Here is a 14,134-nt window from a genome sequence, read left to right on the forward strand (position 1 = left end):
TAAAGATTGCTTTTCAAAGCAAAAAGACGGATAATCCAAGCACCCCTGCGAGATTATCCGTCTTGATTTTCTCCCTAGAAAACCGCTTTGGAAACAAAGCGGTTTTCTACTGCCACTTTACCGACTGAACCGTATAGCCCTTTTCCGACTGCACGATATTCAGACAAATATCGGCATCTCTGTTGAGCAAAAACAATTCAACCTGCCGTTCGGCTGCTTGTACCGTCGGATAAGTGCCAATAATCGATTGGGACACAGGCTGTAAAGGCTGTTTATAAAAAAACATGGTTGTCTCCTTTCCGTTCAAGAGGGATTTTCCAATTTGTCGAAAACGGCCTCCGCATAACCCGCTTGGCCGCTATCCTCACACCAATCTACAAACATCTGCCAGTTCTCGCCGAGAAAATCGGCCAACAGGCGTTTTTCAAAATCTTCCAACATAAAAGTCCCTTTTAGTTTTGGATAGGGGAAAGCCGTCTGAATAGGTTTTCAGACGGCTTCTGTTGCAGAGCTCCCATCTGCTCCCCGACACTGTTGCCGGTAGTCAGCCTTATCAGGGCAACACGAAAATAACGACAACGGGCTGATAAGACCCGAAACCGCGATTGTTCAAGGCTGCCGCTACTGCTAATTGATTCACGGCCAAAGTGCTTGTACAGGACATCACACACGCTACGGTATCGTAACCGCTCAGTCTTTTGTACTTCAGCCGCTGAGTTGCTGTCCCGTCTGATGACGGTAGAGAAAAAAAGGCTGTCTGAAACATACTTTCAGACGGCCTTTGCCATAGGCGGACATTTCACTGCCCGTGTTAAGATTTGATTTCCACATCTTTTCTCTTCACAAATAGGAAATGCCCATGAAACCCGAATGGATAAGCCTGATATTGTCAATTTTTGCAGTGATGTTTACCTATGTAGGCTACCGCCACCAAGTCAAACCAAGCATTAAAATAATTGCCGTAATCAGTGGAAATGATGCCGATACGGTTGTTATTGAGCTGAAAAGGCTTAAACACGGCTATCATTTTTACAGGGCAGAAACCATCAGCCCCGAGACATGTCTGATTTATGATTACGGTGAGGGAAACTATACACCACATATACCATTACACCTGATTCATAGCCGAATGCTGGAATTGAATTACTGGATAAATCCCGAATCTGACAGGTCAGGAGCATGTCGTTTCTGGTTTACTGTTTCCAAAAACGACAAAGGCCGAAGCCTCAGATTGTGCTTCAAAAACGCATTATTCCCGTATAAATCAAGCAGTGTGATACCTATTGGCAGCGAGGGCTTGACTGTCATTTGAGTTCACGCCAATAAATGAAATTATCTGCGCAATGGTAGGCTGTTTTCCCATATTCACCGTTAATCGGCGTACCACCCCATTGTTCAACAATCTTGCAACGATGCCGTGTTACAAAGCTCTCCCACTCTTTCTGCTCCCTCCAATCCTCCACAAAAGAGAGCAGAGCAAGAGTAACCGCCCAATACAGCACGCAGGCAGTCAAATGCTGTTCGCCGGAAAGCCTCCAACGGATAAGGAAAAGTAACCAAGCAAACCCTATACCGGCTGCCAACCATGAACTATAATAGGCGTAATTATAAAAGCTATTGCCCATTTCGCCCTTCCAAAAAATACCTAACCATCCGCCGCTTCATTTCCGCAAACTCTTCCGTTCCACGCTCCTCGCCGATGAATTCGATGAAGTCATCAAACGGCATTCCGTCTACTTCTAAAATCAGGCCGTCTGAAAGTTTTAATTCACCAATAACCCACAACGAATGACGGCCATTAGAAGAAAACGGATCACCTCCGTATTTTCGCGCTTCTTTTTTGACAAAAGCCCAATCATCGGCAATTTTGCTATCCGTCCAGCCCATTTTTTTTAAAATATAATATTCGGCCAACTCAAGCGTATCGAATAAACCATAACGGTTCCCGTCGTAAGACACAAAATACTTGGTTTCCATGTTTACTCCTAAAACGAACGTTTCCGATATAAGTATCGTTTGGCAGGCGATAGTCGAGCCACAATATCAATCGGCGTAAATTCCAGTTCCACCAGCCCTTTACGACTTGCTGCTATCAAGCAGCGGCGTTTCTGACGGTCTTTCGGGTCTTCACGATTGGCAGAAACAAATTTCCTGTATGACAGAACACGCAACAACTTGTATTCGTCCCATTTCCGTTGCCACATCATCAACTCCTTTTAAAAAAGCTCCTACACAGAAGCCTGCTCAACCGAACAGGCTTGAATGTATGAACAGTATTTAGGCTGTCATTATTTCAACCCAAGTAAACTGCTTATAACAGAAACTATTTTGGAAGCCCGCCCTTGTGCAGGCTTCCTTAAATCTATCCGCAGGCTATACCGAAAGCGGCAGGGAAACTGCGTTGGGGCTTGTCCTTAGATTAACCCCTTCATCGGGGATACGCCCCGATTGAAATTACGTTCAACTGCCGCCTGTTCACGGACGCTACTGCGCTACCCGTATGCACGGCATTTTTTAATTTGGCAGGTTGAATGCTGCCCGCAACCATTGATACGACTTCGCCAAAACAGATGAAGGCTTTGGACGGCTGCTGCGCTGGTCGGATTGTTAAAGAGCTTTGATAGATGTAGTATATTTCAAATACACAAATATGTCTACAAATAATCTACAAAACACTATCAAAACAACTTACTCCTTTGAATAATAAAGAAATTATCAACAAAAAACCTGACAACAGATATATCTGTTGTCAGGTTTTCCGCTTATTTTAAACTATATTAAGTAAAGCTACGTTGAAGTTGGATTACTGCACCAATAATAATCATATCATCGGGCATGGATTCGGGTTCGCTGGAATTGTACTTTAGCCAATATTGATTTTTCAGGTCAACAAATAAACGTGCCACCACTCCACGACCAGCGGCGGAAAGTACAAGAATGAAATATCCATGTTTTTCATTGATATTTGGATCAATGGTTAGTAGGTCATTTTTAAATATGCCCTCATCACGCAAATCATCATTAGAGACACGAACTAAAAATGGTTTTAGAAAGTTTTTCTGAGAAACATCCTCTAAGTTAATAACTTGTCTGCTACTCTCAGCAACATGGTTAAGCGAAACGTCCCCAAAGTTATTTCCGCCTACCTGTATATGAGTTGCGTTATTATTTATAATTTGGTTTTGATAAGGCAATGGATAATTACACACTTCTGAAATTTTCAGCATAACGTCAAAAGTAGGTTTATTTCTCCCTTTTTCAATTGCAGAAATACTTCCCTTACCTGAAAAACCAACTGCTTCGGCCAACTCTTCCTGTGTCAGATTTGCTTGTCGTCTAGCGTTTGTTGTCCATTTAGCCAAATCGTAATGCATAGAAGAAAAATCCTAAATTATTCAATTCTATACATGAGTTTTAGCATTGTCGTACCTGTTTTATTGACTAATTTGTACATTTAAAATACACTATAACTTTTAAATGTAGAGAATTAAAATGCAAAATGCAATTCTATGTGCAGTACATTTCATTGGTAGCCAAGCTGCGCTAGCGCGAAAGTTGGGGGTACAACGATCAACAGTTAATAGTTGGGTAAAGGGTAGAAACAAAATACCTCCAGATGTTGCTGTCAGAATAGAAAAGTTAACTGATGGTGCTATCAGAAGACAAGACTTACGTCCTGACTTGTATACTTAAAAGCAATGCACGTCCACACCCTAACCGCCACTCTAAACCGTGAATTCGCTGCCGTTTACCAAGAATTTGCGGAATTGTGTCGTGGCAATCTGCCCGCCGCCTCGCTGCTGTCCAAACTGCTATATTGGACAGGCGTGGCCGAATCTACGCCTGAAAAATGCGGTTGGATTTACAAATCCGCTGCCGATTTACGGCGTGAATTAGGATTAACACGACGCGGTTACGAGAAAGCGCGCAAGCTGTTGGTAGGTGAATTAGGCGTTATGCAGTACCGCAGGGGTGGTGTTCACGGCGTAATGCACTGGCGTATAGAACTGCCTGAGCTACTGAAACAGGTTTATGAAAAAGTCAAAAAACAACCTGTTCCTCAAAACCTACCCCAACGTCAACGCGATAAAGACGGCTGGTGGCTTGAAGAATACATTCCGGCGGATTTGTGGAATACGTTTTTAATCATGAGAGAAGCAGAAGGCAAACCCGCATCTGCCAAATACAAGGCCAAGCTGTTTCAGCAACTGAAAGTTTTACGGAAAAAAGGAGCAGACTTAAGTATCGTTATACAGGCATCTATCAACAATAAATCAGGCTTCTTTACCATTCCAACCGAACACTGGCAGGAAATCAACGCAAAGAAAACGCAACAAGAACAGGCAGAGAAAACGCGAAAAGAATTTCAAGCCTATCTGAAAGCCAAGGAACAGGAAGAAGAGGCGAAACGCTCTTCGACTGACCCTCCTGACAAGGCATATGGCCAAAGTATGTTGGACAAACTGAAAAATCAGCTCAAAAAGCAAAAATAACCGGATTGCACGACACAGACACGATGTGAGAGACCATCGTGCTTTTTTTTTGCCTTTAAATTTAAAAAAACTTTAAAAAACCGACAGGCCATTTGTAATGGCTATTATCGCAGGGTAAATCTGAAATCGGCCGCATTTTTCAAGCCGACCCCGCCGCCGATAACGTTGATTTTCAGAAAAACAGGTTGTTTTGCTCTTTATCAGGCATAAAAAATAATCCTTTAAAAACATATCTTTGTACATTTCGGACAAAGTACACTGTACAAAACGGGCAAAGTTCTTTGCTCAAAAGGGGCAGACACTATACAAAAAATACTTCAAAGAATACGTCATACAGTTCATGGGGCAATCCAGCCCCGACTGGCCGTCTGCGTTTCTTTTTCCCGAAGGTAATACGGTGGCTGACTTGAGTAAAAAATAAGCAGACTGTTTTCCAAAAGGAAAATATCCGCTTATGGAGAAAAACAACCGCTTTATCCACAAAAAAAGGGGATAAGGGAGAGATTGGCCGATTAAGTCAAATCTTTAACGTCAATATCATCTGGCTGTTGAAATTTTCTTTTGCCTACACGAACATTATGCAGCCGCCCAATACGTTCTGCTTCCTGTTCATCGATTTTAATTTGAGTAACCGGAATACCGGCCTGCCCGTCATCTGCCGAATGCGGTTGAACAGAAGCAGGAACCGGCCGTGGCTTGGAATTTTCCGCTTGCTTCTTGCATGAACGAATATAGCGGTTTAACCATTGCTGGCTGACCTTAACCCCTTTCATTTCTTCCAAGAACCGGACAATGATTTTGTCCGAATAACCTTGCTCTTTCAGTTCTAGAATTTCTGCCTGATACGGCTCTAGCACAGATGTTTTTTTCTGCTTGTCTGCCAACTGATGCTTGGCCAAGAAAATTTCAATATCGTTCATTATCGTTCCAAGTAACAACCATTAACGCCATGATACAACAACATACAATACATATCAACTAATTATAAACTAGTTACAACCATAAATAACAATATTGTGAAACGTTTATAACCGTTTATAAATAATTATAAACTAATAAATAAACTGTCTTTTACAATCATTTGAAACCAATTGACTATCAAATCTACAACTAGATACAATATATTTACAATAGTAAATAGCCATCATACAACCTTAATACAGTACGATACAATAATCTACCACAGGATATAAACCACACACGATGCGGACTTTCTTTGGAAAACTACGATTTGGAAACATAGGAGAGATAATAACTAAGAACGCAGGATAGGCTTTCGCCGACAAAAAACGCCCTAAACCGTTTTTTGGTGTTCTGCCTGTCAGCAGAAACGCCGCAAGCGGCTATTATGGAAATTTCAAAAGGGAGAAAGCTGTCCATTTGCAGTAACTTCTAAACTTATGTACAATAATCCGTACATAATTTGAAAATGGAGAATTCATCATGGATGTAATGAGCTATACCGCTTTTCGTGCCGAGCTTGCGGGAACCTTAGACAAGGTTGTAGAAAACCACAAACCCGTTTTGATTACCCGACAAAACGGCAAGCCCGCCGTAGTCATGAGCTTGGAAGATTTTCATGCGTATGAAGAAACGGCTTATTTGACAGCAAGTCCTAAAAATGCCGAACGGTTAAACCGTGCTGTTGAACAAATCCGTCAAAACCAAGCAATCCGCCATGAATTGATTGAATCATGATCTTGGCTTGGGCAGATACTGCTTGGGAAGATTATCTCTATTGGCAAGCGGTAGATAAAAAGAATTTGAAGCGCATCAATTTGTTAATCAAAGATATTCAGCGTAATCCGTTTACAGGCGTGGGCAATCCTGAGCCGTTAAAACATAACTGGCAGGGTTTTTGGTCTCGGCGTATTGATCTAGAACATCGGTTGGTTTATCAGATACGCGATGAAATGTTGTTTATTGCTCAATGCCGCTACCATTATTCGTAAAGGCTGTATGTAATACGGACACCGTCTGAAAACAAAAAAAGCCTGCGGCCGCATCCCAATTCAGGAATGCGGCCGCAGGCTTTTCACGGTCGGTAATCAGCGTCCTATTTCATCGTTTTGCTGTAGTATGGAAAGGTTTTTGGGCGATTGTTGCTGTTGATGCTGATTTTGCATCAGTATAGTATGCAGTTTGTCGTACTGCTGCTGCATACGGGTATCGTAACCTGCATCGGCAAGCTGTTGTGCGAGCTTGGAAATGTCCTTTGCTTCCGTTTTCATTCCTGCTGCATAGAGCTGTCGGGCAAGCGTTTTATAGCGTTTAAGCAGAGCGGTACGGGTAACTTGGCTTTTGTCCTTATAGAGATTGACAGGACGTTGTCCGGCTTTGACAGCATTACCCAGTGTGTGCAGTTTGGCAGCAGTAATATGAGAATGCGGACGGTATTGTTCAGGCTGTTTTTTATGTTGTTCGTTCAGCCGTCTGTCAATGGCCAATACGGTACCGTTATGTGCTTTCGGAGTTTTACCCCTGTGTTGGCGGCGGGTAGCCGCACATTGTATGCCTTCGTCGCGCAGTTTTTCGGCGAATCTGACGCGCCATTCAAACAAATCGTTCTTGCGCGGATTGATACGTTGTCCCAAATCATCGCGCATCAATACGCATAAATGGACGTGCGGATGAGGCGGTTCGTTGGGATTGTCTGATTCGTGATGCAGACCGAACGCATACTGGTGTCCCTTGAACTGTTCTGCGGCAAATTCGCGGGCGGCATTCAATACAGCCTGTGGTGGTGTACCTGCTGGCATGGACAGTACGATATTTAAGGCTTCGCGATGTTTGGTTTCTTCATCGATACCGAATGCGTTCCGCCAAAAATCAAGCTGCTTTTTCACTTCTTTTTTTCCGTTTAGTTTGTCACCGTTTTGGTTTTCCAATTTCACTTTGCCATTACGCGATACATAATCGAGATGGTTTCGTATGCCTTTCATGCCTTTGGAGTTTTGGCTGTGCCGTTTGGGGATTTTAACCATTACTTCGGGATGTTTGCGGGCGGCCGCACATAGATTGGCCAGTGCAGTTCCCTGTTTGAGCGGTTTTTTGGCTGAACCGCCGAACAGGGAATTTTTTCTGCCTTGTACGGCACGAGTATCATATTGCAGAAACCATTTGTCTAAATTGTGATTTGTCGGCATGGATTTTCCTTTGTGGATAAGAAAAAGGCTGCCTGAAACTTTTTCAGTTTCAGGCAGCCTTTTGTTTGTAGTGATTACGGCATAAATCGATCTTCCTGTCGTTGTCGGTGTTGGCGGATGATGTTACCAACCTGTTTGATGTGGCCGTTAATTACGGCTTCCAAGTTACTGATATATCGGGCAGTCAACGATGCACCTTCCCCTGCATTCAGATGACGGGCAATTTGGTTGAGATTACGGCCGATGGCACCGAGTTGTACATTGGACTGGTAAAGGGCGGTTATCTCACTGTCGGTAAGAATGGGGTGGCTTTCCATGTATTCGGCCAAAATATACAAGGCACGGCGGTTGGCCGACATTTTTCCCTGCTCTGCGGCCGTGGTCAGATAGGCAGCCAAAGGTGGGGGCAGTTTCAGTTCCAGCCGCATTTTGCCTTGCGGCAATGGTTCGGACGACATATCCTTACCGCCCTGATCCAAGTCGGATGACCACTCTTCGCTAAGCAAGGATTTCAGGGTATTTTTAGCCAGCAGGGAAACACTGGCTTTGCCGTATTTTTGCTGGGCGAGTTGGCGTAGGGCTGCTGTTTCCGCATGGCTCAAACCGAATACGCGGATAGGTACATTATTTCTGTCCATGAAATTCTCCCAAAATAAGACTGCCTGAAACCGTTGGTAGATTTCAGGCAGCCTTTAGCATCAGCGTTCTATATCCATATCATCATTACTGCGGGTTGGTGTCATAGTGCGGGTATTGTCCCGTTGCTGTTCTGCAACCGTAGGGGCGGGCATATCCAGCTTGGTACCGTTCATTCGTTTCTGCATCGATGTATAGAAATGAAGTATGGCAGTGTCGCGGTTTTTCTGCGGCATTCCCGATATGGCATCCGTAAAATCACGCTCATGGTCAGCCAAGCGATTCTTGGCGGTTTTGGACAATTTATCTGCTTTAGACAGATAAGCCGCTTTTGCCGCTTCCAGTTCGTGATTGACCGCCACAGGCCGTGTTTTGTGTTTGGCCGGGTCGGTTTCGGGTTTCGGCATTCCATGCTGCCTGTTTGCCGTCTGTGCGGCAAAGGTTTCTGCCTGATTGGCTTCTACCGTTTCCGCAGGTGTATCAGCCCGCATTTTCAAGGTTTCGGCTTTGGAACGGAAACGTGCCGTTTTATCAGACAAAACGGGAGATTGTGCGAGAGCAGCAGTTTCAGGTTGTTTGGCTGAGATTTCGCGCTTTGCCGCGTCCAGATTTGAAACTTCCGTACGAGCATCTGCTTTATCCTTCTCTGGTTGGATTCGGGTTTCTATACTGTTGCGTTCTCGACTTTCTCGCAACTGGTCACGCAAGGTCAAATCATCCCAGTTCGGTTTGTAGCCAGTACTTGCAATACCTCGCAATTCCGCCTCCAGCCACATTTGGCGTCTGAAATCATAGCTACCTGCAATATTGATACTGTCCCAATTTTTTACCTGTGCGGTGTCCAGCATATCACTGATGGTTTGCGGGTCATTTTTGGCAGTTTTAATTTTTGCACCTTTATCTTCAAATATTACGGTTTCGGCATTGTTAATATCGAGATATTTACCCCGTACCCTGACATAACGTCCGGACAATCCTGCGGCGGTGGCATAATCCAAACCAAGTACGGGCTTGGATTTAGAAAACAAGGCATACCCCTGTTCCGTTTCCTGTCCGACGGTCATGGTACTGTCAACCGTTCGGTTTTCGCCTTTAGACGGTCTGTCGTTTTGTTGCACTTCCGTATTTACGGTTTGGGCTGTTTTCTCCTGCTGTATTTGTTCTCCTGCCCGTGCGCGTTGCAAGTTGGCCTGAGCTTCATCAAATGTAATGATTTCCCTCTCGGGTGTATTCTGCATTTGGCGACTGTATTCAATAGTATTAGAAACAGCCAAATCGTTTGCCGATGTAGCTGCTGGCCTGGTTTCATTTATTAATCCATTACGTTCAGGTTCTGGGCGTTGATGTAAATCGTGCTGATAGGCTTCGTTCATACCGCCATAATGATGACCTGTGCTAATAAAGTTATTACCCATTTGTAAGGCAGCAGCAAAATTATTCAGGTGTTGATAGGGATGATTGGATTGTCCTACTTTGGGAATAAGGCTAAAGTCGTAATCCAATTTTTGAGTATTACCATCGGGAAAATTTTTAAATTGCCCAATAATTTCTGCGGAATAGTCTGCGAACTTTTTTTGTCCCTTTTTAAATGCGAAAAATTCACCACGTTCAACATCCTTAAATGTAATATGAAAGCCTGCATCATTTGCTTGTTGTTCAAATTGTGTCATTAACTCTTGCGTTAAAACACGACGATCATCTGCAATAGGAGGATATGATGTTTTAGATAACTGATTTTCCATGATGCTTTCCTGTTTGGTTTCAGTTTGGTTTTCCATATGATGCTCTTGCTCGGGCAAGAAAACGGCCTCTTGGTCTGCGGCTATCGGGTCGGTTGTAGGTTTCGGCATCCCGTGCTGTTTGTTGGATATTCCCTCTAAAACCATCTGTCCTTGCTGTTGCCGAACTTGCAACCACTCATCTGCCTGTTTCAGTAAGGCATCAAAGTCATTGCCATAGGCATAATCCACAACTTGATCCCACTCGTGAAACGAAACCATGAAATCGTGAGCTTCTTTGTAAACAGATGCACCACCGTAGTTTTTAAACGCACCATCAATTTCTACCCTATATGCATCTTTTTCTATTGACTTTTCTGCTTGAAAACGTCCGAAACTTGCATGACGACTTTCAATATAACTGACAAAACCACGCTGTTCGGCTTTGCTATTGAACTCGGCAAGTTTGGCTTCGGTCAGTGGTACGCGGGCTTCCCAATCGTCCGCGTTTTGACGAGCTTCATCATCATGCTCGGCATAACGGGCATAAGGGTTATCGGATGAATAGGATATATCGGTCGGTTGCTGTGTCATATTTTGCTCCTGTGAATGCGAAACCGCCGCTTCCTGTTCGGTAGCGGCGGCTGAGGATATTTCGGGTTTTAAGGCTTTGGGGCGTGTTTGCTGCCCTGCGGCTAGGGGTTGAAGCGGTTCATTTCTACCAGCAATTCCCTGAAGTCTTGCATCTAAGGGTTCGATTGTTGGAACTTTTTCAAGCAGTCTCTCCGTTGTTCGGACAAAATCAGCACGGACACGTTCCAATCCAGCCAAATAGTGCAGGTCGTTGAAATCGCTGGGCAGGTTTTCACGGTTTTTACTGTCGTTCCATACGCCGAATTCTGCCTGATAACGCTGAACCATCTCAGGGCTGAATTCGGGCATCACGATACGGGCGCGGCTGCCCAATACGACTGCCGCATTTGTAGCAGCAGCCAAACCGCCGCCCGACGGGTCATTGTCGGCCGCCAGTATCACAGTTTGGTTTTCAGACAGCCTTTGCGCCATGTTTTCGGCGATGCGTACCATATTACCGCCGTCGAAAGCGATAACCACAGGTAATCCCGTTGCTTTGCGGATGCTGGCGGCCGTGGCAAAACCTTCTGCAACGACAATGCCTTTGTGTGCTTCTTTATCCAAGTTTCCGAGTACGGCATAACTTCCACTTTTCTGACCGCCTTTCAAAAAGTGTTTGCCGCCGTTTTCATTTATGGTCTGTACGGAAACCAGTCTGCCGTTCTGCCAAAGCGGAATAACCAACTGTTTCTGCCCTTGGTATTCGTTTTGTCGGATATTGCGGACTAAATCCGCGTCGGCGATACCTTTCTTTTGCAAGTATCCGTGTGATAAATCTACGGTCATATCGGCGTTTTTCCAAATACCGTAGGCACGCTTGGCCGCTTGTGCGTGTCTTTCCGCCTGCTCTTCGGCCGCCGCTTGTACACGGGCGTGCTGTTCGGCTTCACGGGCGGCAAGCTGTTCTTCCGTAGGCGGAATGTACGGCCTGTCAGGGCGATAACCGTTATCTCGAGCAAGTTTAAACAGAGTAGCGGCAGTAATGCCGCCTGCTTTCGGAGTGGCGGACTTCCAAGTGGATTTTGCGATACTGCGGTTGTAACCTTCCCCCTGCCGAGACCATTCGTCCCACAACTCGAAACCGTTTTCGCCTAATGCGTCTTTGATGGCAAAGGCCATCGGATACCAGTCATCATGGCCGGACGGCGTAGCAATATAACTCAATGCCGCACGGACTTCTTCGTAGGTGGGTTCGGGGTAATCATGTTTTGATGCTGCCATAGCACTTCTCCAAAAGAAAACCTGCCTGAAAACATTCCGTATTCTCAGGCAGGCTTTTAGCCGTATCAATCGTCTATATTGTCAAACAAACCGCCGCCATTTTCGGCTGCGCTGTCGGCGCTCTCTTCATCTGCTTCATCGGCAAACGGCATTCCGCCTGATACGTCTTCAGCCAAAATATTGCGTACCGTCGGCATCATTTCCAGCTTCCAATCGGAATACAATATCTGTCCAAGCATGACTGCGGTTTCGGGGTCGGCTATCAGGTCGGTAAATACCTGTGCCAGTTCCTGTTTGTTTCCGTATTCGGACGGATGGGTATCCGCTACCTGCTCCTGCGGAATGGTCTGCGGCGTGTCATCGTGCTTTTTCAGGCCGCCTGAAACAAAGTGCAGTTCGGGAACGTGCGGTATCGGCCTGCCTGCACGTCCTTTGAGTGCAGGGTCATCGTAATAGCGGATTTTATCAGCATAAATCGGCCGTGATGCCGCCATGTCCAAAATACACTTATCCATCGGCATCTGCTTGATTTCGCTGTCGTACATTAAAGCACGTTTTTGATCGCTCACACTTTGACTGCGGCTCGTACCTTTGCCTCGGCTGCGTGAAACCGATTTGGATTTAACCGTTTCGTTGCCTAAAATTTTGCTGTACTCTTCCGCTTCCGTCTGATCGCGCGGTGTGAACAGGGCGCGGGCGGCGAAGTTGGTAAAGAAAGTACGGGCATTTTCTCGGCCATACACGGCTTCAATTTGTGCAGGGGACTGGGCGATAATCATCATCCGTAAACCGTAGCCTGCCACATAGGAAACCCCTTCCATAATTGCAGGTACGTTTCCCAATGCCGGAAATTCGTCCATCAGCAGCAGACACTGGAACGGCAGTTTGGTCTTGCCCGTATCCGGGTCAATATTGTTTTCAGGCAGCCCTTGGGCAACATTGACCTGTATAAGCTGGCTGAAAAACAGGTTGGTCAGTCGGGAAAAAGTAGAAGTTTCGGTCGGATTGATGCCGATATAAATCGTCATTCGCTGGCTGCGGAGGTCGTCTAGGCGGAAATCGTCGCCTGATGTGGCCGTTTCCACAACAGGGTCTAAAAATATCCCCAAAGGCGCGGTCATGGTAGCCAAAATATCGGCATTGGTTTTGGCATTGCCGCTGGCAAAACCACCCAGCAGGGTTTGACAGGCATCCGAAAGCGGCCTGCCCGTCCTGTTACGTCTGTCCAGCTCGTCCTTGATCCATTCGGTCAGGCCTTTACCGTTTTTCGGACTGGTCAGGCGGTACAGATAGGACAAGGTACTGCGTTCCCGATAGTCTGTATCGCGGTTTTCACGCTCATCTTCGGTTTCCAGCATAAAAAGTGCCAAACCGACAAACAGTTTACGGGCGGATTCCACCCAAAAACTGCTGTTGCCGTCACCGCTGCTGCTTTTGGTACTCATCGGCAGCATAATGGCTGCCATATTGCTGATGTCTTTGTACATAAACAGCGGATTGCGCGATACATAGCTGAACGGATTCCAGCGGTGGCTGCGCAACCCCTTAATCAGTTTGGCCTGTTTGAACAGTCTTTCAGTATGAGCGGTATCGCCCGAATCAAAATCGGCTTTGCTCATTCCCGGCATCAAACCGCCCGGATTGAACAGAAAAATTTTCTGTCCGACGCTGGCACGATAGCCTGCCGTCAGCAGAAAGTTTTCAAATTTCGGGTCATAGATTGCCATACTGTCGCGGTAATGCAGGCAGTTCGGAATAATCAGTGATACACCCTTACCCGCACGGGTACGGGCGGCAACGAAGAGGAATTCATTACCAACCCAACGCAGAAACCTGCCCCTGTATCTGCCCAACAATAGGCTGGGCAGCGGCAGAGGCTCGGACGGTTTATGCTTTTCGGGCGGTTTCAGCAACCCTGTTTTGGCTATTTCGGCAGTATTGGCAAAACGTGCCGACCCGTGCAGTTCCCGCTTCGGTTTCATAAATAAAGCCGCCAGTATGGCGGCAAGCGGGACGGCAGCAAGTAGCAGGGCAATGGCAGATGTAGCCTGCAAAGGAAAAACCATGTTTTCAGGCAGCCTGTCGTAATATGGCCAATAGCGCGGCAGCATCAATACGGACGGCGCACTTTTCAGAGACAGCCAACGGGTAAACAGCCAAGAGGCAAGATACAGGCCGCCTGCTGCGGCAAAAGGAGTAAGACCCAAACCGAACAGGACGGCGGGCAGTTTTTTTGTGTCTGACATATCTGTTTTTCTCCATAAAAGCGGTTCAGGCCGTCTGAAAA

Annotated in this window: 15 protein-coding genes; 5 read left to right on the forward strand and 10 right to left on the reverse strand. The window is 45.8% G+C overall.

The genetic code is table 11. The annotated features are described in order from the left end of the window. Nucleotides 1-106 precede the first annotated feature (106 nt). Nucleotides 107-286 (reverse strand): hypothetical protein, encoded by a 180-nt coding sequence (locus tag CKV66_RS08590; protein WP_085363020.1) that lies wholly within the window; start codon nucleotides 284-286, stop codon nucleotides 107-109. A gap of 17 nt (nucleotides 287-303) precedes the next feature. Beyond that, entirely contained in the window at nucleotides 304-441 is a 138-nt protein-coding gene (locus CKV66_RS12225; protein ID WP_157739160.1) for a hypothetical protein, read from the reverse strand. A 418-nt stretch (nucleotides 442-859) separates the two neighbouring features. On the opposite strand from CKV66_RS12225, the gene CKV66_RS08595 reads away from it, so the two are divergent. Further along, the gene (locus tag CKV66_RS08595; protein ID WP_085363021.1) at nucleotides 860-1,312 is read left to right on the forward strand and encodes a hypothetical protein; all 453 of its coding nucleotides are present in this window, start codon (nucleotides 860-862) and stop codon (nucleotides 1,310-1,312) included. Here CKV66_RS08595 and CKV66_RS08600 read toward each other — a convergent pair. The 3 genes from CKV66_RS08600 to CKV66_RS08615 all read right to left on the reverse strand — a co-directional run bounded on the left by CKV66_RS08600 (nucleotide 1,305) and on the right by CKV66_RS08615 (nucleotide 3,374). Next, a complete protein-coding gene (locus CKV66_RS08600; protein ID WP_085363022.1) occupies nucleotides 1,305-1,625 on the reverse strand; it encodes a hypothetical protein in 321 nt (106 codons plus the stop codon). The genes CKV66_RS08595 and CKV66_RS08600 overlap by 8 nt on opposite strands. After that, nucleotides 1,615-1,977 carry a hypothetical protein gene (locus CKV66_RS08605; protein WP_085363023.1) on the reverse strand — a complete coding sequence of 121 codons (363 nt, stop codon included), beginning with the start codon at nucleotides 1,975-1,977 and terminating at the stop codon, nucleotides 1,615-1,617. The genes CKV66_RS08600 and CKV66_RS08605 overlap by 11 nt, the downstream gene beginning before the upstream one ends. An 800-nt stretch (nucleotides 1,978-2,777) precedes the next feature. Then, a complete protein-coding gene (locus tag CKV66_RS08615) occupies nucleotides 2,778-3,374 on the reverse strand; it encodes a helix-turn-helix domain-containing protein (protein WP_085363025.1) in 597 nt (198 codons plus the stop codon). A 118-nt stretch (nucleotides 3,375-3,492) separates the two neighbouring features. Here CKV66_RS08615 and CKV66_RS08620 point away from each other — a divergent pair, with 118 nt between their 5' ends. Both CKV66_RS08620 and CKV66_RS08625 read left to right on the forward strand, forming a co-directional pair. Further along, nucleotides 3,493-3,693 carry a transcriptional regulator gene (locus CKV66_RS08620; protein ID WP_085363026.1) on the forward strand — a complete coding sequence of 67 codons (201 nt, stop codon included), beginning with the start codon at nucleotides 3,493-3,495 and terminating at the stop codon, nucleotides 3,691-3,693. 5 nt (nucleotides 3,694-3,698) lie between these two features. After that, nucleotides 3,699-4,493 (forward strand): hypothetical protein, encoded by a 795-nt coding sequence (locus tag CKV66_RS08625; RefSeq protein WP_085363027.1) that lies wholly within the window; start codon nucleotides 3,699-3,701, stop codon nucleotides 4,491-4,493. 512 nt (nucleotides 4,494-5,005) lie between these two features. Here the strand turns inward: CKV66_RS08625 and CKV66_RS08635 are convergent. Further along, nucleotides 5,006-5,413, reverse strand: a complete 408-nt coding sequence (locus tag CKV66_RS08635) for a hypothetical protein (RefSeq protein WP_085363029.1) — start codon at nucleotides 5,411-5,413, stop codon at nucleotides 5,006-5,008. A 523-nt stretch (nucleotides 5,414-5,936) separates the two neighbouring features. On the opposite strand from CKV66_RS08635, the gene CKV66_RS08640 reads away from it, so the two are divergent. Together CKV66_RS08640 and CKV66_RS08645 are read left to right on the forward strand one after the other, a co-directional pair. Next, nucleotides 5,937-6,191: a type II toxin-antitoxin system Phd/YefM family antitoxin gene (locus CKV66_RS08640; RefSeq protein ID WP_085363030.1), complete on the forward strand. Its 255-nt coding sequence runs from the start codon at nucleotides 5,937-5,939 to the stop codon at nucleotides 6,189-6,191. Further along, nucleotides 6,188-6,445, forward strand: coding sequence for a Txe/YoeB family addiction module toxin (locus tag CKV66_RS08645; RefSeq protein WP_085363031.1), 258 nt, complete (start codon nucleotides 6,188-6,190; stop codon nucleotides 6,443-6,445). Before CKV66_RS08640 ends, CKV66_RS08645 begins: the two co-directional genes overlap by 4 nt. Before the next feature lie 96 nt (nucleotides 6,446-6,541). On the opposite strand, the gene CKV66_RS08650 is transcribed toward CKV66_RS08645, so the two are convergent. From CKV66_RS08650 to CKV66_RS08665, 4 genes are all read right to left on the reverse strand, one after another. After that, the gene (locus CKV66_RS08650) at nucleotides 6,542-7,639 is read right to left on the reverse strand and encodes a relaxase/mobilization nuclease domain-containing protein (protein WP_085363032.1); all 1,098 of its coding nucleotides are present in this window, start codon (nucleotides 7,637-7,639) and stop codon (nucleotides 6,542-6,544) included. Nucleotides 7,640-7,713: 74 nt separating this feature from the next. Continuing rightward, complete coding sequence (locus tag CKV66_RS08655; RefSeq protein WP_085363033.1) at nucleotides 7,714-8,277, reverse strand: plasmid mobilization relaxosome protein MobC; 564 nt, start codon at nucleotides 8,275-8,277, stop codon at nucleotides 7,714-7,716. Between the two features lie 60 nt (nucleotides 8,278-8,337). Beyond that, nucleotides 8,338-11,847 carry an LPD7 domain-containing protein gene (locus CKV66_RS08660; RefSeq protein ID WP_085363034.1) on the reverse strand — a complete coding sequence of 1,170 codons (3,510 nt, stop codon included), beginning with the start codon at nucleotides 11,845-11,847 and terminating at the stop codon, nucleotides 8,338-8,340. A 65-nt stretch (nucleotides 11,848-11,912) separates the two neighbouring features. Further along, on the reverse strand, nucleotides 11,913-14,093 hold the full coding sequence (locus tag CKV66_RS08665; protein ID WP_085363035.1) for a type IV secretory system conjugative DNA transfer family protein: 2,181 nt from the start codon (nucleotides 14,091-14,093) through the stop codon (nucleotides 11,913-11,915). Between the last annotated feature and the right edge of the window lie 41 nt (nucleotides 14,094-14,134).

The organism is Neisseria zoodegmatis (assembly GCF_900187305.1).
GTDB lineage: Bacteria > Pseudomonadota > Gammaproteobacteria > Burkholderiales > Neisseriaceae > Neisseria > Neisseria zoodegmatis.